The organism is Rhizobium sp. CB3090, from assembly GCF_029714285.1.
Taxonomy (GTDB): domain Bacteria; phylum Pseudomonadota; class Alphaproteobacteria; order Rhizobiales; family Rhizobiaceae; genus Rhizobium.
Map to the genome: position 1 here is coordinate 3573791 of NZ_CP121662.1, position 19256 is coordinate 3593046.

Sequence of the window (19256 nt, forward strand, 5' to 3'; positions counted from 1 at the left end):
ATGTTCCGGCGCCCGTCCCAATGTTTCAATCTATCCTGCCTTACAGCGTGCGGGTGATGTGCTCGACGCGGAAGCATTCGATCGTATCGCCAACGCGAATGTCTTCGTAGTTCTCGAACGCCATACCGCATTCCTGGCCGACATTGACCTCGGCGACTTCGTCCTTGAAGCGCTTGAGCGTCTTGAGCTTGCCTTCGTGGATGACGACGTTGTCGCGCACCAGACGGACGCCGACGCCACGCTCGACCTTGCCTTCGGTGACGCGGCAACCCGCGACCTTGCCGACCTTCGTGATGTTGAACACCTCGAGGATCTCGGCATTGCCGAGGAAGGTTTCGCGACGTTCCGGAGACAGCAGGCCCGACATCGCTGCCTTCACGTCATCCACCAGATCGTAGATGATGTTGTAGTAGCGGATTTCGATACCCTGACGCTCGGCGAACTGACGTGCCTGGGCATTGGCGCGGACGTTGAAGCCGATGATCGCCGCGTTGGAGGCTTCGGCCAGCGAAACGTCCGACTCGGTGATGCCGCCTGCGCCCGAATGGACGATGCGGGCACGAACCTCGTCGGTGCCGAGCTTTTCGAGCGCGCCGGCAATGGCTTCGATCGAGCCCTGCACGTCGCCCTTGATCACCAGCGGGAATTCCTTCACGCCGACAGCCTGGAGCTGGGTCATCATCTGTTCGAGCGAGCCGCGCTGGCCGGACTGACGGGCAGCCGCCTTGTCGCGTGCCAGACGCTGGCGGTATTCGGAAATCTCGCGAGCGCGGCTTTCGCTTTCGACGACGGCGAATTTGTCGCCTGCCGCCGGCGTGCCCGAGAGACCGAGAACCTCGACCGGCGTGGCCGGCGTTGCTTCCTTCACATGCTCGCCCTTGTCGTTGACCAGTGCGCGCACACGGCCCCACTGATCGCCGGCAACGACGATCTGGCCCGGACGCAGCGTGCCCTTCTGCACGAGGACGGTGGCGACGGCGCCGCGACCGCGATCGAGCTGGGCTTCGATAACGGTGCCTTCCGCCGTACGGTTCGGATTGGCCTTGAGGTCAAGGATTTCCGCCTGCAGCAGGATAGCTTCCAGCAGCTTGTCGAGGTTGGTGCGGTTCTTCGCGGAGACTTCCACGTCGAGCACTTCACCGCCCATGGATTCGACGAAGACCTCGTGCTGCAGCAGTTCCGTGCGGACCTTCTGCGGATTGGCTTCGTGCTTGTCGATCTTGTTGATCGCCACGATGATCGGCACACCCGCCGCCTTGGCATGATTGATCGATTCGATCGTCTGCGGCATCACGCTGTCGTCGGCTGCTACCACCAGAATAGCGATGTCGGTCGCTTGGGCGCCGCGGGCGCGCATTGCCGTGAAGGCTGCGTGGCCGGGCGTGTCGATGAAGGTGATCTTCTGACCGTTCTGCTCGACCTGATAGGCGCCGATATGCTGGGTGATGCCACCGGCTTCACCGGCCACCACGTTGGCGTGGCGGATGGCATCAAGCAGCGAGGTCTTGCCGTGGTCGACGTGACCCATGATGGTGACGACGGGCGGGCGAGAAATCAATTCGCCTTCTTCGTCGACAACATTGAAGATGCCCTGTTCGATATCGGATTCCGAAACGCGCTTGACGGTATGGCCGAATTCGCCGGCGATGAGCTCGGCCAGATCGGCGTCGATAACGTCGCCCGGCTTCATCATCTGGCCTTCCTTCATCAGGAACTTGATGACGTCGACGGCGCGTTCGGACATGCGCTGCGACAGTTCCTGGATGGTGATGGTTTCCGGCAGCACGACCTCGCGCGAGATCTTCTCGCGCGTTTCCTGCATCTGGCTGCGGCGGAACTTTTCCTGGCGGCGGCGCATGGCCGAAAGCGAGCGGCCGCGGGCATTGCCGTCTTCGTCGACATCGGCCGTCGTCACCGTCAGCTTGCCGCGGCGGCGGTCATCGTCGGTCTTCGGGCGCGTGGTAACGGGCTTTGCCGGTTCGGGGCGCACGAGCTTGCCGCGTACCGGGCCGCCACGCGACGGGCCGCGATCGTCTTCCTCGTCATTGACACGGCGGCGGTTGACCGGCGCTTCCATGGCAGCAGCGCCGGGGCGTGCAGCCTGGGGAGCCGCATCCGGGCGACGGGCAACGACGGGCGCTGCGGCCGGCTGTGCGGCTGGCTTCGGTGCTTCCACTTTGGCTTCGACCGGTGCCGGCGCCTCAACCTTGGCTTCGGCGGCACGGACAGCCTCTTCAGCGGCGCGGCGGGCAGCTTCAGCCTGTTCGGCGATGCGGCGTGCTTCTTCTTCCTGCTGGCGGCGAGCCTCTTCCTCGGCGCGGCGGATCGCATCGGCGGCATCGCGTGCCTGGGCTTCGGCGAGTGCGCGGCGGCGCGCATCCATTTCGCCGGCCGACAGATGGTTGAGAACCACCGGCCGCGACGAACGGTCCTGCTGCGGGCGCTGCTGGTTGTTCTGGTTGGATTGCTGCGGCCGCTGCTGCTGGCCACCCGGCTGATGAATGCGCGGAGCCGGCTGCGGCGGGCGCGGCGGCTGCGGTGTCGGTTCCGCGACGCGCGTCACGGATGCCGTTGCGGCAGCCGTCGTCGTCGGGGTGATCATCGGCTTTTCGTCTTCAGGGCGTAGCGGGCGGCGCTTGCGCGTTTCGACCACGACCGCCTTGGTGCGACCGCGGCCCATGTCCTGGCGCACGGTGCCCTGGTTCACGCCTGAAGGCTTCAGGGTGAGGGTCTTCTTACCCGAAACACTCAGCGTCTTGTCGTCTTTATTGTCGGTCATTCCGTTCCCGTTCCTTCGGACAGGGTACGGAATCGTCCGTCAAACCCTGTCGTTCAATGCATGTACCTTAATGAGGCGTCCGGCATCGGCCGGTGACCGCGTCATTGTTTTCGCCGGCCAGCGCCGCCCGTTGCCCGGGACTGACCGCCGTTGCGGTACCGTTCGAGCAGGTTTGCGCGCTTCACTACACCCTCACCCGCCTGCCCTGCAAGCGCTGCGGCATGGATAAAAGCGTTCTGGCCCATCAGTTCTTCCATTTCCGCCTCCGTGAAGACACGGAATGACGGTATTTCCTTTTCAGTCTCCATGCCAAGATGCCAGGCCTTGCGGGCCTGATCGATCTTGCGAACGCCGTCGGCGGCGGCATCCATCGCATGGAACACGGCAAGCGCCGAGCCGTTGCGAACGGCACCATCGACCTTCGACGAGCCGCTGACGAACTGGCCCGCCTTGCGCGCCATGTTCATCATCCCGGCGAGTTGCGCCGCAAGAAGCCGGTCGACGATGGCGCCGAGATCGCTCGGTGCCGTCACCTCCGCCTTCAGGGCGCGAGAAAACAGTCTCTTCGCCACTGCCTTGTCCACGAGCGCCCGGTCGAGTTTGACCCAGCAGCCGCGTCCCGGCAGTTGCCGCTTCAGATCGGGAACCACGGTCCCGTCCGGAGCGGCCACGAAGCGGATCAGCTCATCCGTAGATCCGCTTTCGCGTGTTACGATGCACATACGGCCGTTCAGGTCGCCACCGCTGAGATCGTCGTCTTCAGGCGATGCGTCCGGTCCCCCGATGCTCATCATGCTTCCTGCTCGGCCTCATCCTCCGTTGCCTCTTCCGCTTCGGCGGCGAGATCGGCTTCGGTGATCCAGCCGGCCAACAGGCGGGCCTGCACGACCATCTGCTCAGCCTCGACGCGTGACACTTCGAGCTTGGAGAACAGGCCTTCGAACTTCTTCGTTTCGCCGTTCTTGCGTTCGGTCCAGCCGACGAGATCGTCGGCGGCGCAGCCGGCGAAGTCCTCGATCGTCTTGATGCCGTCCTCGCCGAGGGCAACCATCATCTGCGCGGTCATGCCATTGATCTGGCGCAGCTCGTCGGCAACGCCGAGTGTCTTGCGCTTCTCATCCATTTCGGCTTCCAGGCGCTCCAGATATTCGCGGGCGCGATCCTGGATTTCCTGGGCGGTTTCTTCATCGAAACCGTCGATGGACGAAATTTCGTCGAGATCGACATAGGCCAGTTCCTCGACGGCGGCAAAGCCTTCGGAGGCCAGAACCTGGCCGACCATCTCGTCGACGTCGAGCGCGTCCATGAACAGATTGGTGCGCTCGTTGAATTCCTTCTGACGGCGCTCGGATTCTTCCGCTTCCGTCATGATGTCGATGTCCCAGCCGGTGAGCTGCGAGGCGAGCCGGACGTTCTGGCCGCGGCGGCCGATGGCGAGCGAGAGCTGCTCGTCCGGAACCACGACTTCGATACGCTCGGCATCTTCATCGAGAACGACCTTGGCGACCTCAGCCGGTTGCAGCGCGTTGACGACGAAGTTCGCCGGCTCGTTGGACCACGGGATAATGTCGATCTTTTCGCCCTGCAGTTCGCCGACGACGGCCTGGACGCGCGAACCGCGCATACCGACGCAGGCACCGACCGGATCGATCGACGAGTCGTTCGAAATGACGGCGATCTTGGCGCGCGAGCCCGGATCGCGGGCAACCGACTTCACCTGGATGATGCCGTCGTAGATTTCCGGCACTTCCATGGTGAAGAGCTTGACCATGAACTGCGGATGCGTACGCGACAGGAAGATCTGCGGGCCGCGCTGCTCGCGGCGCACGTCGTAGACATAGGCGCGGACGCGGTCGCCGTAACGGAAGTTTTCGCGTGGGATCATCTCGTCGCGGCGGATGATGCCTTCGCCACGTCCGAGGTCGACGATGACGTTGCCGTATTCGACGCGCTTGACGGTGCCGTTGACGATTTCGCCGACGCGATCCTTGAATTCGTCGAACTGGCGGTCACGCTCGGCTTCGCGCACCTTCTGCACGATGACCTGCTTGGCCGACTGGGCGGCGATACGGCCGAAATCCATCGGCGGCAGCGGATCGGCGATGAAATCACCAAGGGCGGCGTCGGGATTGCGGTCGCGAGCCAGCTCCAGCGGGATCTGCGTGGAATAGTCCTCGGCCTTTTCGACCACTTCGAGCAGGCGCTGCAGACGGATTTCGCCGGTCTTCGGGTTGATGTCGGCGCGGATGTTCGACTCCGTGCCGTAGCGCGAGCGCGCGGCTTTCTGGATCGCGTCCGCCATTGCGGCAAGCACGATCTCGCGGTCGATGACCTTTTCGCGCGCCACTGCATCTGCGATCTGCAGAAGTTCTAGCCGGTTCGCACTGACTGCCATTGTCTTTAGTCTCCGTCTTCCTGCCCTGGGGGTTCCCGTCCCGTACGGCGGTTCGTTGATCGGTTATTCTTCTTCGTCGTCCGCTTCGTTCTGGTTCGCAGCCTCGGCTTTCGCCAGCTTGTCGGCGCGCAGCGCATCGCGGATGAGATCATCCGTCAGGATCAGCTTGGCCTCAGCCAGCGTGCTGAACGGAATGGTCACTTTCGGCTCTTCGCCGTAAGCAACCTGGTCGCGCTCGATCGTAAAGCCATCGGCGCTGACATCGGCGATCTTGCCGCGGAACCGCTTGCGGTTATCCACCAGGATCGAGGTCTCGCACTTGATGAGATGGCCGATCCAGCGGCTGAAATCCGACTTGCGCACCATCGGACGATCGATGCCGGGCGAAGACACTTCCAGATGATACGCTTTATCGATCGGATCTTCCACATCCAGCACCGGCGAAATCGCCGTCGAGACCTCTTCGCAATCCTCGACGGTCATGGTGCCGTCGTTGCGCTCGGTCATGATCTGCAATGTCAGGCCGTTCTGATTGAGAAGGCGCACGCGCACCAGGCGGAAGCCCATGCCGACGAGCACGGGCTCGATGATGGCGGCAATCCGCTGGTCGAGGCCGGTTTCGACGATCAGCCGCGGTTCATTGACATTGTCTGCGTTTGTCTCTTCCGACAAGCGTTCACTCCTGCATTGTCCATGCAATTTGGAGATCGAGCTAATAAAAAAGAGCGGGTCCTCGCGGCCCACTCTTCATCACACGATCAAGAATTTGATGCCGATATAAGCCCGTTCCCATCAAATTGCAAGGTCTTCGCGCTGAAACCCGGCTTTGGCGGTTATTTCCGGAATTCTGTGGTGAGTGTCACCAGGTCTTTCGAAGCATTATTGACGGCAATTTTGCGTCAATGGCGGTCGTCTCTCTTGGCCGGTCTGCTTCGCGAATTTCGATAAACAAAAGTTGTTTGGGACCGCTCTTCCTCGGCGTGAAATCAATCGGCATGGTGCGAGCTGGACGCGTGGAGGACGACATGCCTGTATTCTTAAGAATTGTAGCAGCCGTGGTTGCCGTCATGTTCGCATCTCAAGCGTTCGCCGTCGGCTTTCAATATCTCTCAATTCCTGACGATGCGGGCCGACCAATCGAGATCGGCATTTGGTATCCGAGCAAATCGACAATGGCGTCCACGACGATTGGCATGGTTGCCCAGAGTGTCGCCCTCAACGGAGACATAGATGGAAGCGGCCTGCCTACGGTGATTTTCTCGCACGGCAGCGCCGGATGGTTCGGAGACCGATCCGACATGGCGCTCGCCTTTGCTCAGCAAGGGATTGTTGCTGTCTCGCTGACTTATCCCGGCGACAACTACAGGGACAGCAATGATCGAGTCCTTCGACAAATGACGAGCCGCCCCGTGGTTACTAGCCAGGTTCTTGACTACGTACTGGAGACTTGGAGCGACCGCGAGCACCTTGATAAGTCTGAAGTAGGCTTCTACGGCTTTTCAGCGGGTGGTTTTACTGGCCTGATTGAACTCGGCGGCGTGCCAAATTGGACGCTATTTTCTCAACATTGCGCCGCCGATCCGACTGAGCCTGTTTGTAAGGAAGGTGCTGCGACGTTCTTGTCCAGTCCGAAGGCCGCAGCCATGCCGACTTCAATTTGGCACCATGATCCACGCATCAAAGCGGCAGTGCTGGCATCTCCAGGGTTCAGCTTCACATTCGATCCGACGTCGCTGGAGGCAATTAAAACACCTGTTGAGCTATGGGGCGGCAGCAACGACGAATTCGTTCCCTACGCGAGCAATGTGAGCTATCTCAAAGACCACATGCCGAATGTCCTGCGGACGCATGAAGTAGAGAACGCCAAGCACTATGCGTTCCTGCGCCCTTGCAGCGCAGCCTCGAAGGCCAAAACGCCCGATTATTGCACGGACTTGCCGGAATTTGACCGTGTTGCATTCCAGCAAAGTTTCAATCGCGAAGTGCTTCAGTTCTTTCAGGCCGAGTTAAGGCGAAAAGCCCGTTAGTGGGCAGGAGCCGAAAACCTTTAAGGGCCGAAAGCTGCCCTTGGCGGTTCTGCCGCCGAATTCCGCCTATTTCAGTACACCAAGCATCGAGCTGTCGGGATAGCAGGTGGGCTTGCGGCCGCTCTTTTCCTGCCATTGGCCGATTGAGCGGCGGGTCTTGTAACCCGGCAATCCGTCGGTGCCGCCGACATCGTATCCCTTGTGCTCCAAGGTCACCTGCATGCCGGCGACATCTGACCGCAGCATCTTGCCGACATCGCCCCATTGGCCCTGGAAGGCGCCGGAACCATAGGCGATGCGGTCGGCGAGATTGCCGATATAAAGGCCATAGAGGTCGGAATTATTGTATTCCTTGATCACGTAGAAATTCGGCGTGACGATGAATTCCGGCCCGTCGCGCCCGGCGGGCACCAGCATCATGCCGCTGGCGCGCAACTCGTCTGATGGAAAAGCCTTGCCGGAAATCCTGGTAATTCCGAGCGAGGTCCAATGTGAAATCGGCTTGGCGAGGTCCGGCCCCTCCTGCGCGCAGGAAATGTTTGCCGGGATCGTCACCTCATAGCCCCAGCCGCGGCCGCGCTGCCAGCCCTTCTGAACCAGATAGTTGGCTATGGAAGCAAGCGTATCCGGCACAGACGTCCAGATATTGCGATGGCCGTCACCGTCGAAATCAACGGCATATTTCAGATAGCTGGTCGGCATGAACTGCGGTTGACCGAGCGCGCCGGCCCAGGAACCCATGAACTGATCGGGCGTAACGTCGCCATGCTCGAGAATGCCGAGCGCCGCGATGAGTTCGGTGCGGAACATCTCCTTGCGCGTCGACATGAAGGCCTTGGTCGCCAGCACCTGGATCGCCGAATTCGGCAGCTTCGCCGCTCCGAAGCCGGTCTCCCGGCCCCAGATTGCCAGCACGATCGGCCCGGGCACGCCATAGACCTTCTCGATCCTTTTCAGCGTCGGACCATATTGCGAAGCGAAGCTGCGCCCGGTCGCCGCCAGTCTCTGCAGCCGCGCCTCGTTGAAATAGGGAGCGGGCGAGGAGAATTCCGCCTGCGTCTGCGGCTGTTCCTTAGGCTTTGGAAAACCCGGCGGCACGAGATCCGGCAGATCCCAATTCAGCGTCACGCCGGAAAAAGCGGCCTTGAAGGTCCCTTCGGAAACGCCGTCCTTCTTTGCCTCCGGCCAGAGGTTCTGTTGGACCCAGCTCTGGAACTGCGCTTCGACATCGGCCTTGGAGGCGGCGAGCGCAGGGAGAGGGAGGAGGAAGCAAAGGAGCGAAAAGAAACCCAGAATCTGCCGCACCGCCGACACCCCCCTCTGTCGCTTTCGCGACATCTCCCCCACAAGGGGGGAGATCGTTGGGAGTTTGACGCGCCTTTCACGAGCCCGATATGCTTTAGTCTCTTCGGAGACAATCTCAGTTTGAGGTGGAGCGGTGCCGCAGGTTACCTCTCGGAGAGATGTCATGAAATGACAGAGGGGGGTGTGCACTCTCCTCATACTCTGTCTCTCCCTCAAATCGCCGTCCGTGCCCGCAACGCCGCGGTCAGCGTGCCTTCGTCGAGATAGTCGAGTTCGCCGCCGACCGGGACGCCATGGGCGAGGCGGGTGATTTTTACCTCAAGACCTGCAAGCTGGTCGGTTATATAGTGTGCTGTGGTTTGCCCTTCGACCGTCGCATTGACGGCGATGATGATCTCGCGGACGCCGCCCTCGCTGACGCGTTCGATCAGCCCGCGGATGTTGAGATCGTCCGGGCCGATGCCGTCGAGCGGCGACAGCACGCCGCCAAGCACATGATAGGCGGCGTTCATCGCGCCGGCGCGCTCCAGTGCCCAGAGGTCGGCGACATCCTCGACGACGATGATGACGGACTGATCGCGCCGGTCGTCGGTGCAGACGGTGCAGGGGTCGACGGTATCGACATTGCCGCAGCGCGAGCAGATCTTCACCTTGTCATAGGCGTCTCCCATGGCATGGGAAAGGGGGCCGAGCAACTGGTCCTTCTTCTTGATCAGGTGCAATGCGGCCCGCCGCGCCGAGCGTGGGCCGAGGCCCGGCACTTTTGCCAGGAGCTGGATGAGTTTTTCGATTTCGGGGCCGGTGACTCGCTTTGCCATGGGAGGCTTTTAGCTCATATGCTGACGGAACGGAATCGCGGAAGGGATGATCGCCCTATGAAAATTCTGGCCGTCTGCATCGGCGCCGCCGAAAAACTGCCCGGCAAGAGCTACAAGACCGGGATCAACAAGCATGCGGTCGGCGGTGCGGTCATGATCGACGCCGAGGGTATCATCGGCGACGCCGTCTGCAACGGTCAACATCACGGCGGACGCGATCAGGCCGTCTATGTCGAGGGTTCGCTGACACTGGATTGGTGGTCGAACGAACTGGGACGCAAATTGGAACCCGGTATGTTCGGCGAAAATATCGTCATCGAAGGGCTCGACAACCGCGAGGTCGCGGTGGGGGACAGATTCATAGCCGACGATCTGGTTTTGGAGGTAACCTCGGCCCGTATTCCCTGCGCAACGTTCGCGGCGAAGATGGGCGATCCGAAATTCGTCAAGCGCTATACGCAGGCAGGCCGCCCCGGCATCTACTGCCGCGTCATCAACAACAGCACTGCCATCATCGGAACGCCGGTGACCTATATCCCCTATGCCGGAGCCAAGGTCACCATGCCGGAATTGTTGGTAACCTTCGGCAGGCATTTGTCCCCGGAGGATCGGGCGCGTTATCTCTCCGCACCCATTCACTATAAGCTGAGAGCGCTTCTCAACGACCATCTCTAGGCAAGCCGGTGCGGAAACGGTCGAACAGCGCCCGCCCTTCCGGCCAATCGCCGATTCCGGACTTTGCATTGATATGGCCGAGCGCGCCGGCATTTATCAATTCGCTGCCCCAGACCGCAGCACTTTCCGTCGCATAGGCGAACGAGCCGTAGGGATCGTTGGTGCTTGCGACGAGAAGCGACCGAAACGGCAGTCTTTGGCGCGGCGGATTGGCGAAGCTCGGGGCCTCCGTCAGATAGACGTCTCCCGTGGGGTCGGGCGCCGAGACAAGAAAAGCGCCGAGGATTTTTGCCGGCGCGGATGCCGCCCAGTGCGCAACCAACTGGCAGGCGAGACTGTGAACGACGAGGACCGGCGGCGTTCTGGAACGGCTGATCTCCCGGTCGAGGGCGGCGAGCCAATCCGCCAATTCCGGCCTGTCCCAGCTCGCCGGCTGAAAGCGGCGCATCTCGGGATTCTGTCGTTCCCACAGGGTTTGCCAATGACCTTCGCCCGAACCGCCAAGGCCGGGCAGGACGATGATATCGCGCATGTCTTTCCTCTCGCACTGTGTTAACGGAGGGAAATTGGCACGGCGTATCGGCGGTTGACATCGCAATTCATCCGATAAAACTTGCGCTAGCCGATGAATTCAAGGTGCGAGAATGGAAAGCTACGAGAAGGACCTGGACCCGACCGATCTGTCGATGATCGAAATTTTGCAAGGTGATGGGCGGATTTCGGTATCGGAACTCGGCCGCCGGATCGGGCTTTCGCAGCCCGCCGCGTCCGAGCGTCTCAAGCGGCTTGAGGAGCGCGGCATCATTGCCGGCTACCGAGCAGTCGTCGATCCCGCCGCCGTCGGCCTCGGCATGATGGCCGTCATCCGGCTGCGGACGACCCATGAGCATATACGCCCCTGCCTGAAACAATTTTCGGAAATGCCGCAGATTATCGAGGTCCTGCGGCTGACCGGCGAGGATTGTTTCCTGCTCAAGGTGCTGGTGCCGACACCGTCAGACCTTGAAACCATCGTCGATTCCATTGCCCGCCACGGCGCCGTGACCACGTCGCTGGTGTTGCGGAACGAGCCGGCGAAAGCGATCGGCCGCGAGCTCATCCGTAAGACGATGGTGCGGTGAAAGGGGCGCTTTTCAGAAAGGCAGCTTGAAACCGGGCGGGATCGGCAGGCCCGCGGTCAATTCGCGGGTCTTTTCGGCGGCCAGCGCCTCGGCCTTTTCCTGTGCGTCCTTATTGGCAGCGACGATCAAGTCTTCGAGGATTTCGACATCGTCTTCCTTGAAGAGCGACGGATCGATCTTGAGGGACAGCATTTGGCTCTTGCCGTTCACGGTGACGGTAACGAGGCCGCCGCCGGCTTTGCCTTCGGCCCGGATGTCGGCGATTTCCGCCTGCATCTTTTCCATCTTGGCCTGCATTTCCTTCACTTTGCCCATCATGCCCATGATGTCGCGCATCGTTGCTGGTCCTTCTTTCTCGTCTTTGTCTTGTTATTTTTGGCTACAAACTAGGTCGAAAATCGCTTTCCGTTTTATAGTACGGCTCTTCGATTTAATATCATACCCTTAGAATTCGATATCATCGCCCGGCAGGATATCGCCGTCGATGGATTCGGCAGTCGCCGGAGCTGCGGTTTGTTCCTCTTCCTCCGGATCGGGCGCCCGCACACGAACGTCGATGATCTTTGCGCCCGGAAATTGCGAGAGGATTGCCGCCACATCGGGGTCCTGGCGGGCATCGGCGACCCGCTGCTGCTGCGCGTTCGCCTCGGCCTCCACCAGCGTCGGCTCACCTTCCTCGCGGCTGAGGCTGACGATCCAGTGGATGCCGGTCCATTCCTTCAGCTTGACGGCAAGCTCGTTCAGCAGCGTCCCCGGTGCACCCGGAGCCAGATTGACGTCGAGGCGGCCGGGCTCCAGCAGCACCGGGCGAACGAAGCTGCGCACCAGCGCCTTCACTTTTGGATCTCGCTTCTGGCCGGCAAGTTCCGCGATATCGGCCATCGAATTGACAGGAACCAGCGGCTTCGGCGCCTCAGCGGGTTTCGGCTCGATTCGGCCGACAAGGGGGCCTTCTTGCGGCTGCGTATTCGGAACCGAGCGCAGCATGGCGACCGGTGCAGCCGGCGACGGCGCAGGTCGGGATGGTGCGGTTTCGACCGCACGCGCCATGACGTTGCCCTGGTAGGAGACCGGCGTCCCCATGCCGTTGCCAGCCGACGGGGCGGGCGATGGACGGGTCCCGCCACCATTGCCATCCGAAAATTCGGCAAGTCGCCGCGCCGCATCTTCCGGTGCCGGCAGATGGGCGGCATGCGCCAGGCGGATCAGCACCATTTCGGCGGCGCCGGCCGTGCGGGCAGCAGTTTCGGTCTCCGGTATGCCCTTCAGCAGCATCTGCCAGAAGCGCGATAGCGTGGTCACCGCGACACCCTGCGCGAATTCGACTGCCTTCGTGCGCTCGACCTCGCTCAGCGACGGATCGCCGGCGGCATCGGGCACATATTTGAGGCGGGTGACGAGATGGGTGAAATCGGCAAGGTCGGTCAGCACGACGACAGGATTGGCGCCGGCTTCATACTGGCTGTTGAATTCCGCCAACGCGGCGGCGACATCGCCCTTGATGATATGGTGGAAGAGATCGACGATGCGCGCGCGGTCGGCAAGTCCCAGCATCGAGCGGACGGCATCGGCCGCAACCACGCCGCTGCCATGGGCGATCGCCTGATCGAGGAGCGACAGCCCATCGCGGGCCGAACCTTCGGCGGCGCGGGCGATCATGGCGAGCGCTTCCGGCTCCGCCTCGATGCCTTCTTTGGCGGCAATGGTGGTGAACAGGCCGACGAGATCGGAAGCGCTGATGCGGCGCAGGTCGAAGCGCTGGCAGCGCGAGAGCACCGTGATCGGCACCTTGCGGATTTCGGTGGTGGCGAAGATGAACTTCACATGCTCCGGCGGCTCTTCCAGCGTTTTCAGCAGCCCGTTGAAGGCGGCCGTCGACAGCATGTGCACTTCGTCGATGATATAGACTTTATAACGCGCCGAAACCGGGCGATAGCGCACCTGCTCGATGATCTCTCTGATATCGTCGATGCCGGTATGCGAGGCGGCGTCCATCTCGATGACGTCGACATGCCGGCCTTCCATGATCGCTTGGCAATGCTGACCCGGTTCGCGCAGGTCGATGGTCGGGCGGTCGATCTCGGCGGTCTTGTAGTTGAGGGCGCGTGCCAGGATACGGGCCGTCGTCGTCTTGCCGACGCCGCGCACGCCGGTCAGCATATAGGCTTGGGCAATACGACCGGTTTCGAACGCATTGGTCAGCGTGCGAACCATCGGCTCCTGCCCGACCATCAGGTCAGTAAAATCCTTGGGCCGGTATTTGCGGGCCAACACCCGGTAACCGGTGCCGGTGGAAGCGGCATCTTTTGCTTGTCGCTCGGTGTCGCTCATCGCCCTGCTTATTGCCCGCAGAAAGCCGGGCCTTGCTTTCGGAAAGGGTGGGAGGCTGGCACGATGACCCGTGCCGGGCTCGTTAGGGCTGCTTCCTTCCGGACCTGACCCGGTTGGCGAGTGGCTCGTCCACCACCAACCTCCCGGATGCACATATCGGCAATATCGGCATCAAAAGCAAGCCAAGGTCAAAAAAAACTGCTAAACATTTGATAAAACATCGGAGGAAGACCCATTGCAGGATTTTGCGCTCGACGATCGTCTGGCGAATGACAGTGTTTCCGTCGCCGTTACCGGCCTTTGCGACGTGCGGCTGATGAAGGATCGCCGCTGGCCATGGCTTGTGCTAATCCCCCGCCGGCCCGGCATATCGGAAATATTCGAGCTGACGCCGCTCGACCAGGTGCTGCTGACCTTCGAGACCAACAAGGTCGGCGCCGCCTTGAAGACGGTAACCGGAGCGACAAAAATCAACATCGGGGCTCTTGGAAATATCGTCCGTCAGCTTCATGTTCATGTCATTGCGCGGTTCGAAGGGGACGCGAACTGGCCCGGCCCGATCTGGGGCCACGGCAAGGCGGAACCCTATGCGGACGAAGACATGAACAGCTTCATAGCCAAGTTGCGGGACACGCTTTCACAATGAACCATTCCATCTTCTCTACGGATGCCCCCCACCCCGAAGCCAGCAGCCTTACCGCCTTTGCGGAAAACCAGCTTGCCCGGGATGCCGAGCATCGCGACGAGGAATCGATCAAGCACGCGCTCGCCAGGGAAGGCACGCATATCCTGGCATTCGCCCAGGATCGGCTTGTTTTGAAGCATGACGGACAGGTGCTCGACCCGCTGTTTGCCCGCTACGAGCTACAGGAGCTCGATCCGGACTGGGAAGCGGCGGTGCTGCTCGGCTACCGCAAGACCGGCGAGCCGCGGCTGGCCGTTCCGGTGCGCATCAATGCCGACGATCTCGCCAGCCATTACAAGCCCGCCGACATGCGCTCGCTCTGGCGTGACCTCCTGCTAGAAGGCGAAATCCTCGGCGAAGCTGCGCAAGGCATGAGCCTTATCCGCTGGAACAGCGACAACCGCTTCTGCGGCCGGTGCGGCTCGGTCATGGAGCTTCGCATCGGCGGCTACAAGCGCGTCTGCACGGCCTGCGAACATATGATCTTTCCGCGCACCGATCCGGTCGTCATCATGCTCACCATCGACGAGGAGAAAAATCTCTGCCTGCTCGGCCGCAGTCATCATTTTGCGCCGGGCATGTATTCCTGTCTCGCCGGTTTCGTCGAACCGGGCGAAACGATCGAAAATGCCGTGCGCCGCGAGACGCATGAAGAGTCCGGCATCCATATCGGCCGCGTTCGCTATCATGCCTCGCAGCCCTGGCCGATGCCACATTCCCTGATGATCGGCTGCTATGCCGAGGCGAAGTCGAGGGAGATTCATATCGATGCGAATGAGCTTGATGACTGCCGCTGGTTTACGCCGGAAGAGACGCTCGCCATGCTCGATCGCGTCTCGGCTTCCGGCAACACCTCGCCACCCAAGGGCGCCATCGCCCATCGCCTGATGCGCGACTGGGTGGAATGGAAGCGATAGGCGCTCGCCATGGCGCGCTCGGAACGGCTGCTAACCCTGCTGCAGACGCTCAGGCGCTACCGACGTCCTGTCAGCGGCGCGACGCTTGCCGAGGAGACCGGCGTCAGCCTGCGCACGCTTTATCGTGATATCGCCAGCCTCCAGACGCAAGGCGCCATGATCGAAGGCGAACCGGGCATCGGCTATGTTTTGAAGCCCGGCTTCATGCTGCCGCCGATGATGTTTTCGCAGGATGAGATCGAGGCGCTGGTGCTGGGGTCGAGATGGGTCGCCCGCGCAACGGATTCGCGATTGGCCGCAGCCGGCGCCGACGCCCTTGCCAAGATCGCTGCCGTGCTGCCCGCCGAAATGCGCGAGGCGGTCGATCAGGCGGCGGTGGTCGTCGCCACGCGGCGCATCACCGAGGACAAGGCCGATCTTTCCCTCATGCGCAAGGCGATCCGCACCGAACGCATGGTGCAATTGACTTATGGCGACGTAAACGGAGCCATCTCGACCCGCCGTATCTGGCCTTTCGCGCTCGGTTATTTCGACAATGCGCGCATTATCATGGCCTGGTGCGAGCTGCGCCAGGACTTTCGCCATTTCCGCGCCGACCGCATCGTCGATTTCGCGGTGCTGGAGGCGCGCTATCCACGCCGCCGTATTACCCTGGCCCGGGAATGGCATGCCCGCGAGGGCATGGTCCACGATTAATCCTTCGCGCGACGCTACTGCCAGAAACTGTCAGCAGGCACGACTATGATGGTCACCATCCCAAGCAGGAAGGAGGACCGATCATGGCAAGCCAGGCTTTCATCGTCACGAAACAAGCGCATCGCGACGTCATCGGGGCGCGCAAAGGCAAAGATCTTTCTATACCGCCATGGCCGATTCGCCTTCTGCAGTTTACGCTTGCCTATTTTGCCCGCCGCCGAGATCGCCTCGATCTCGATGGTACGGCAGATGCCATGAAGCGCGATCTGGGCTTCATGGACGGCCGTGCTCCGTACCGTGAGGAAGAGCGGATGCGCTAAAAACGCTTCTCGGTAAACTCCGCTGACAAATCCACCGGCAGGCTCCGCCCCGTCTGCCGGACCGCATCCTTCATGCCCCCATATCCCTTAAAGCAAGAGGAATATCCAAATGACCAGCCCGAATCTGATCATCTTCTACGTCAAGGATCCGGCCGAAAGCGTGCCATTCTACCGTGACCTGCTCGGCCGCGAACCAGCCGTTGCCGCACCGAATTTCGCTGCCTTCCCGCTCGACAACGGTTTCACCCTCGGCCTCTGGCGCCGCAGCAATGTCGAACCGCAGCCATCAGCCATCGGAAACCGCGGCGAACTCGCCTTCATGGTCGAGGGCGACGGCGCGGTCGCAGAACACTACAAGGACTGGAAAGCTCGCGGCCTGCCGATTGCGCAGGAGCTGACCACGATGGATTTCGGACCGACCTTCGTCGTGCTCGATCCCGACGGCCATCGTCTCAGGGTTTGTGAGCCGGATAAGTGAATTGTCCTTACCTTCTCCCCGACGGGGAGAAGGTGCCTCAAAGGGGCGGATGAGGGCGCGCTACTGGCAAAAGCGCACTGTCTTCAACGGAATTTGGCACATACGGGGGCCGTCTTACGGTGCAACGCCCCCTCAACCCGCGCGTACCGCGCGACGTTCTCCCCGCTGGGGCGAAGGTTATTTCCCTCAGAGATCACCCCGCATCGGATGGCCTTTGTAGACACCCAATATGCGGACTTTTTCGGAGAAGAATCGCAATTCCTCCAGCGCCCGGCGCACATGCGCATCGGAGGGATGGCCTTCGATGTCGGCGTAAAACTGCGTCGCTACAAAACGGCCACCGAGCTGATAGCTTTCGAGCTTGGTCATGTTGATGCCGTTGGTCGCAAAGCCGCCCAAGGCTTTGTAGAGCGCGGCCGGAATGTTGCGGACGTTGAAGACGAATGTGGTGACGATCTTCTCTTCGGCCGAGCTGCGCTGCGCCCAGTTCTCATCACGCGACAGCACCACGAAGCGCGTCACATTGCTTTCGGTGTCCTCGACATTTTCCGCAACGATTTCCAGCCCATAGAGATCAGCAGCCAGCCGCGGCGCAAGGGCGGCCATGGTACGGTCGCCGGTTTCGTGCACGAGCTTGGCCGCACCCGCCGTATCGCCGGCGATGATTGGTTTCCAGCCATTGGCGCGCACGACCTTGCGGCATTGGCCAAGTGCATGGATGTGGCTGTGCACCGTGCGGATCTCTTCCTTCTTCACGCCCGGCAGCACCATGAGCTGGAAGTGGATCGGCATGAAATATTCGCCGACGATGTGCAGCCGCGATTCCGGCAGCAGATGATGGATATCGGCGACCCGGCCGGCGATCGTGTTCTCGATCGGAATCATGCCGAGATCGGCTTCGCCATTGTCGACGGCGGTGAAGGCATCCTCGAAGGTCTGACAAGGCAGCGGCTCCATCGTCGGGAACATGTCACGGCTGGCCATGTCGGAATTGGCGCCGTAGTCGCCCTGGAAAGAGATCTTGTTGGTCTTGGTGATCATTGGACTGCCTTTGGGGAAATTCCGTCAGAGAGAGGCGCCGGAAAGGATGCGGCGGGCCTTTTCGAGGTCGGCGGGAGTATCGACACCGAGCGGTATCGTGTCAACGATCTCTACATCGATGCGCATGCCGGCCTCCAGCGCTCGCAATTGCTCCAGTGATTCGCGTCTTTCCAGCGTCGATGGGCCGAGGCTGACGAATTTCTCCAGCGCGGCGCGGCGATAGGTGTAGAGGCCGATATGATGATAAAGCGGCCCGTTGCCGTAGGGAGCCGTGGCGCGCGTGAAGTAAAGGGCGCGCAGGCGGCTGTTCGAAATGGCCGAGCCGACAACCTTGACGACACTCGGCAGCGTCTTTTCTTCCTCGTTCTTGATCTCGACGGTCAGCGTGGCGATATCGACGGCCGGATCTTCCAGCGGGCGCAGCGAAGCGCGGATGGTCTCGGGATCGATGGTCGGCAGGTCGCCTTGGACGTTGACAACGATCTCGGCGCGGCCCTCGGGATCCACGGCCTGCAGGGCCTCGTAGATTCGGTCCGAACCGGATTGATGATCGGTGCGCGTCATGACGACTTCGAAGCCCGCATTCGCAACGGCGGCAAAGGTGTCGTCATGGTCGACGGCGACGACGATGCGACCGATCGCCGCCTCGCGTGCGCGTTTGGCAACCTGTACGATCATGGGCAGGCCGCAAATATCGGCGAGCGGTTTGCCGGGCAGGCGTGTGGAGGCCATCCGGGCGGGAATGAGTACCAGCGTCTTGTCTAAGTTGGGATCTGTCATTGTTGGGCCTTCTATTCCCGCCGGAAAAGTGTCAAAAAGTCTCACAGTGGAGACCGTTTACAGAGTTGCAAGAAACAGCCAAAAGACATAGGTTTCGCGCGAATTCAAGATGGGCCGGCAGCCGCTGCCGGGGGCGAGGGGAGCATAGCAGATGAATTCATCCTACGTGAACATGGGTGTCGGGGCACTTCTGGCCACACTTTTTGTACTGAAGTCCGTGTCGCTCGCGTCAGGATTTATTTTCCATTCAGAAACACCGGAAAAGCCGGGCTTTGCAATTATCGCCGCTGAAGAGACGTCTGGCGGAGCAGGCGACAAGGCCGCTGCTGCCAAGCAGGAAACGCCGATCGCGCAATTGCTGCAGAAGGCCGACGTCAAAGCCGGCGAATCGATCTTCAAGAAGTGTCAGGCCTGCCATGACGGCACCAAGGGCGGGCCGAACAAGGTCGGTCCTAATCTCTGGGGTGTCGTCGATCGCCCGATCGCCTCGCATGAAGGTTTCGGCTATTCCGCCGCCATGAAGGATTTTTCCAAGGGCAGCAGCGAAAAGTGGACCTACGATCATCTCTACCACTTCCTCGAAGCGCCGAAGAAATTCATCTCCGGAACGGCGATGGGCTTCGCCGGCCTCCCGAAGGAAGAAGATCGCGCCAATGTCATCGCATATCTGCGCACGCTGGCCGACACGCCTGAGCCGCTGCCCGATGCGAACGCTCCGGCAGCGACCAACTGAGCTGCGTCAAGCGAACACACGCAAAAGCCCGGTCGATTCGGCCGGGCTTTTGCATGCCGGCCAGCCACTCGCCGGCAGCGAGTTCACGCAAAGTCGCCCGGCACCTTTCTGAGATCACGCTTGTAACGCCGCGCCTTCAATGGATGCGCGCAGCC

General features: G+C 61.3%; 20 protein-coding genes and 1 other RNA gene. 9 read left to right on the forward strand and 12 right to left on the reverse strand.

Going from position 1 to position 19256, the window contains the following annotated elements; genetic code table 11:
• Positions 1 to 40: 40 nt before the first annotated feature.
• From infB to rimP, 4 genes are all read right to left on the reverse strand, one after another.
• Positions 41 to 2779 (reverse strand): translation initiation factor IF-2, encoded by a 2739-nt coding sequence (gene infB, locus QA646_RS17135; protein WP_283056584.1) that lies wholly within the window; start codon positions 2777 to 2779, stop codon positions 41 to 43.
• Between the two features lie 101 nt (positions 2780 to 2880).
• Complete coding sequence (locus QA646_RS17140; RefSeq protein ID WP_283056585.1) at positions 2881 to 3573, reverse strand: RNA-binding protein; 693 nt, start codon at positions 3571 to 3573, stop codon at positions 2881 to 2883.
• Entirely contained in the window at positions 3570 to 5174 is a 1605-nt protein-coding gene (gene nusA, locus QA646_RS17145) for a transcription termination factor NusA (protein WP_283056586.1), read from the reverse strand. The genes QA646_RS17140 and nusA overlap by 4 nt, the downstream gene beginning before the upstream one ends.
• A gap of 63 nt (positions 5175 to 5237) precedes the next feature.
• Entirely contained in the window at positions 5238 to 5846 is a 609-nt protein-coding gene (gene rimP / locus QA646_RS17150) for a ribosome maturation factor RimP (protein WP_283056587.1), read from the reverse strand.
• Between the two features lie 353 nt (positions 5847 to 6199).
• On the opposite strand from rimP, the gene QA646_RS17155 reads away from it, so the two are divergent.
• Positions 6200 to 7201 carry a hypothetical protein gene (locus tag QA646_RS17155; RefSeq protein ID WP_283056588.1) on the forward strand — a complete coding sequence of 334 codons (1002 nt, stop codon included), beginning with the start codon at positions 6200 to 6202 and terminating at the stop codon, positions 7199 to 7201.
• Positions 7202 to 7267: 66 nt separating this feature from the next.
• Here the strand turns inward: QA646_RS17155 and QA646_RS17160 are convergent, their stop codons facing one another.
• Both QA646_RS17160 and recR read right to left on the reverse strand, forming a co-directional pair.
• Positions 7268 to 8704: a lytic murein transglycosylase gene (locus tag QA646_RS17160; protein WP_283056589.1), complete on the reverse strand. Its 1437-nt coding sequence runs from the start codon at positions 8702 to 8704 to the stop codon at positions 7268 to 7270.
• Positions 8705 to 8718: 14 nt separating this feature from the next.
• Entirely contained in the window at positions 8719 to 9324 is a 606-nt protein-coding gene (gene recR, locus QA646_RS17165; RefSeq protein ID WP_283056590.1) for a recombination mediator RecR, read from the reverse strand.
• Positions 9325 to 9342: 18 nt separating this feature from the next.
• Between recR and QA646_RS17170 the strand changes: the two genes are divergently transcribed.
• Positions 9343 to 9999 (forward strand): MOSC domain-containing protein, encoded by a 657-nt coding sequence (locus QA646_RS17170; RefSeq protein ID WP_283056591.1) that lies wholly within the window; start codon positions 9343 to 9345, stop codon positions 9997 to 9999.
• Here QA646_RS17170 and QA646_RS17175 read toward each other — a convergent pair.
• Entirely contained in the window at positions 9983 to 10531 is a 549-nt protein-coding gene (locus QA646_RS17175; RefSeq protein WP_283056592.1) for an alpha/beta fold hydrolase, read from the reverse strand. The genes QA646_RS17170 and QA646_RS17175 overlap by 17 nt on opposite strands.
• 112 nt (positions 10532 to 10643) lie before the next feature.
• On the opposite strand from QA646_RS17175, the gene QA646_RS17180 reads away from it, so the two are divergent.
• Positions 10644 to 11120 carry an Lrp/AsnC family transcriptional regulator gene (locus tag QA646_RS17180; RefSeq protein ID WP_283056593.1) on the forward strand — a complete coding sequence of 159 codons (477 nt, stop codon included), beginning with the start codon at positions 10644 to 10646 and terminating at the stop codon, positions 11118 to 11120.
• A gap of 12 nt (positions 11121 to 11132) precedes the next feature.
• Here the strand turns inward: QA646_RS17180 and QA646_RS17185 are convergent, their stop codons facing one another.
• From QA646_RS17185 to ffs, 3 genes are all read right to left on the reverse strand, one after another.
• The gene (locus QA646_RS17185) at positions 11133 to 11456 is read right to left on the reverse strand and encodes a YbaB/EbfC family nucleoid-associated protein (protein WP_028754649.1); all 324 of its coding nucleotides are present in this window, start codon (positions 11454 to 11456) and stop codon (positions 11133 to 11135) included.
• Positions 11457 to 11564: 108 nt separating this feature from the next.
• The gene (locus QA646_RS17190; protein ID WP_283056594.1) at positions 11565 to 13451 is read right to left on the reverse strand and encodes a DNA polymerase III subunit gamma/tau; all 1887 of its coding nucleotides are present in this window, start codon (positions 13449 to 13451) and stop codon (positions 11565 to 11567) included.
• 47 nt (positions 13452 to 13498) lie between these two features.
• Positions 13499 to 13595: signal recognition particle sRNA small type (gene ffs / locus QA646_RS17195), an RNA gene on the reverse strand.
• Between the two features lie 91 nt (positions 13596 to 13686).
• Between ffs and QA646_RS17200 the strand changes: the two genes are divergently transcribed.
• The 5 genes from QA646_RS17200 (at position 13687) to QA646_RS17220 (ending at position 16547) form a co-directional block, all read left to right on the forward strand.
• A complete protein-coding gene (locus QA646_RS17200; protein WP_283056595.1) occupies positions 13687 to 14097 on the forward strand; it encodes an HIT family protein in 411 nt (136 codons plus the stop codon).
• On the forward strand, positions 14094 to 15053 hold the full coding sequence (gene nudC, locus QA646_RS17205) for an NAD(+) diphosphatase (RefSeq protein ID WP_283056596.1): 960 nt from the start codon (positions 14094 to 14096) through the stop codon (positions 15051 to 15053). The genes QA646_RS17200 and nudC overlap by 4 nt, the downstream gene beginning before the upstream one ends.
• A 9-nt stretch (positions 15054 to 15062) precedes the next feature.
• Complete coding sequence (locus QA646_RS17210; protein ID WP_107106471.1) at positions 15063 to 15749, forward strand: YafY family protein; 687 nt, start codon at positions 15063 to 15065, stop codon at positions 15747 to 15749.
• A gap of 83 nt (positions 15750 to 15832) precedes the next feature.
• Positions 15833 to 16069, forward strand: coding sequence for a hypothetical protein (locus tag QA646_RS17215; RefSeq protein ID WP_283056597.1), 237 nt, complete (start codon positions 15833 to 15835; stop codon positions 16067 to 16069).
• Between the two features lie 109 nt (positions 16070 to 16178).
• A complete protein-coding gene (locus QA646_RS17220) occupies positions 16179 to 16547 on the forward strand; it encodes a VOC family protein (RefSeq protein ID WP_283056598.1) in 369 nt (122 codons plus the stop codon).
• 186 nt (positions 16548 to 16733) lie between these two features.
• Here QA646_RS17220 and QA646_RS17225 read toward each other — a convergent pair whose 3' ends face one another.
• Together QA646_RS17225 and QA646_RS17230 are read right to left on the reverse strand one after the other, a co-directional pair.
• Positions 16734 to 17588: a prephenate dehydratase gene (locus QA646_RS17225; RefSeq protein WP_283056599.1), complete on the reverse strand. Its 855-nt coding sequence runs from the start codon at positions 17586 to 17588 to the stop codon at positions 16734 to 16736.
• A gap of 24 nt (positions 17589 to 17612) precedes the next feature.
• Positions 17613 to 18368, reverse strand: coding sequence for a 3-deoxy-manno-octulosonate cytidylyltransferase (locus tag QA646_RS17230; protein WP_283056600.1), 756 nt, complete (start codon positions 18366 to 18368; stop codon positions 17613 to 17615).
• Between the two features lie 151 nt (positions 18369 to 18519).
• Between QA646_RS17230 and QA646_RS17235 the strand changes: the two genes are divergently transcribed.
• Entirely contained in the window at positions 18520 to 19101 is a 582-nt protein-coding gene (locus QA646_RS17235; RefSeq protein ID WP_283056601.1) for a cytochrome c family protein, read from the forward strand.
• Positions 19102 to 19256 lie beyond the last annotated feature (155 nt).

Bases quoted from the DNA above. Each gene is read 5' to 3' on its own strand.
- infB (WP_283056584.1), bottom strand. From the start codon at position 2,779: ATGACCGACAATAAAGACGACAAGACGCTGAGTGTTTCGGGTAAGAAG.
- QA646_RS17140 (WP_283056585.1), bottom strand. From the start codon at position 3,573: ATGATGAGCATCGGGGGACCGGACGCATCGCCTGAAGACGACGATCTC.
- nusA (WP_283056586.1), bottom strand. From the start codon at position 5,174: ATGGCAGTCAGTGCGAACCGGCTAGAACTTCTGCAGATCGCAGATGCA.
- QA646_RS17155 (WP_283056588.1), top strand. From the start codon at position 6,200: ATGCCTGTATTCTTAAGAATTGTAGCAGCCGTGGTTGCCGTCATGTTC.
- QA646_RS17160 (WP_283056589.1), bottom strand. From the start codon at position 8,704: ATGAGGAGAGTGCACACCCCCCTCTGTCATTTCATGACATCTCTCCGA.
- recR (WP_283056590.1), bottom strand. From the start codon at position 9,324: ATGGCAAAGCGAGTCACCGGCCCCGAAATCGAAAAACTCATCCAGCTC.
- QA646_RS17170 (WP_283056591.1), top strand. From the start codon at position 9,343: ATGCTGACGGAACGGAATCGCGGAAGGGATGATCGCCCTATGAAAATT.
- QA646_RS17175 (WP_283056592.1), bottom strand. From the start codon at position 10,531: ATGCGCGATATCATCGTCCTGCCCGGCCTTGGCGGTTCGGGCGAAGGT.
- QA646_RS17180 (WP_283056593.1), top strand. From the start codon at position 10,644: ATGGAAAGCTACGAGAAGGACCTGGACCCGACCGATCTGTCGATGATC.
- QA646_RS17185 (WP_028754649.1), bottom strand. From the start codon at position 11,456: ATGCGCGACATCATGGGCATGATGGGCAAAGTGAAGGAAATGCAGGCC.
- QA646_RS17190 (WP_283056594.1), bottom strand. From the start codon at position 13,451: ATGAGCGACACCGAGCGACAAGCAAAAGATGCCGCTTCCACCGGCACC.
- nudC (WP_283056596.1), top strand. From the start codon at position 14,094: ATGAACCATTCCATCTTCTCTACGGATGCCCCCCACCCCGAAGCCAGC.
- QA646_RS17210 (WP_107106471.1), top strand. From the start codon at position 15,063: ATGGCGCGCTCGGAACGGCTGCTAACCCTGCTGCAGACGCTCAGGCGC.
- QA646_RS17215 (WP_283056597.1), top strand. From the start codon at position 15,833: ATGGCAAGCCAGGCTTTCATCGTCACGAAACAAGCGCATCGCGACGTC.
- QA646_RS17220 (WP_283056598.1), top strand. From the start codon at position 16,179: ATGACCAGCCCGAATCTGATCATCTTCTACGTCAAGGATCCGGCCGAA.
- QA646_RS17225 (WP_283056599.1), bottom strand. From the start codon at position 17,588: ATGATCACCAAGACCAACAAGATCTCTTTCCAGGGCGACTACGGCGCC.
- QA646_RS17230 (WP_283056600.1), bottom strand. From the start codon at position 18,368: ATGACAGATCCCAACTTAGACAAGACGCTGGTACTCATTCCCGCCCGG.
- QA646_RS17235 (WP_283056601.1), top strand. From the start codon at position 18,520: ATGAATTCATCCTACGTGAACATGGGTGTCGGGGCACTTCTGGCCACA.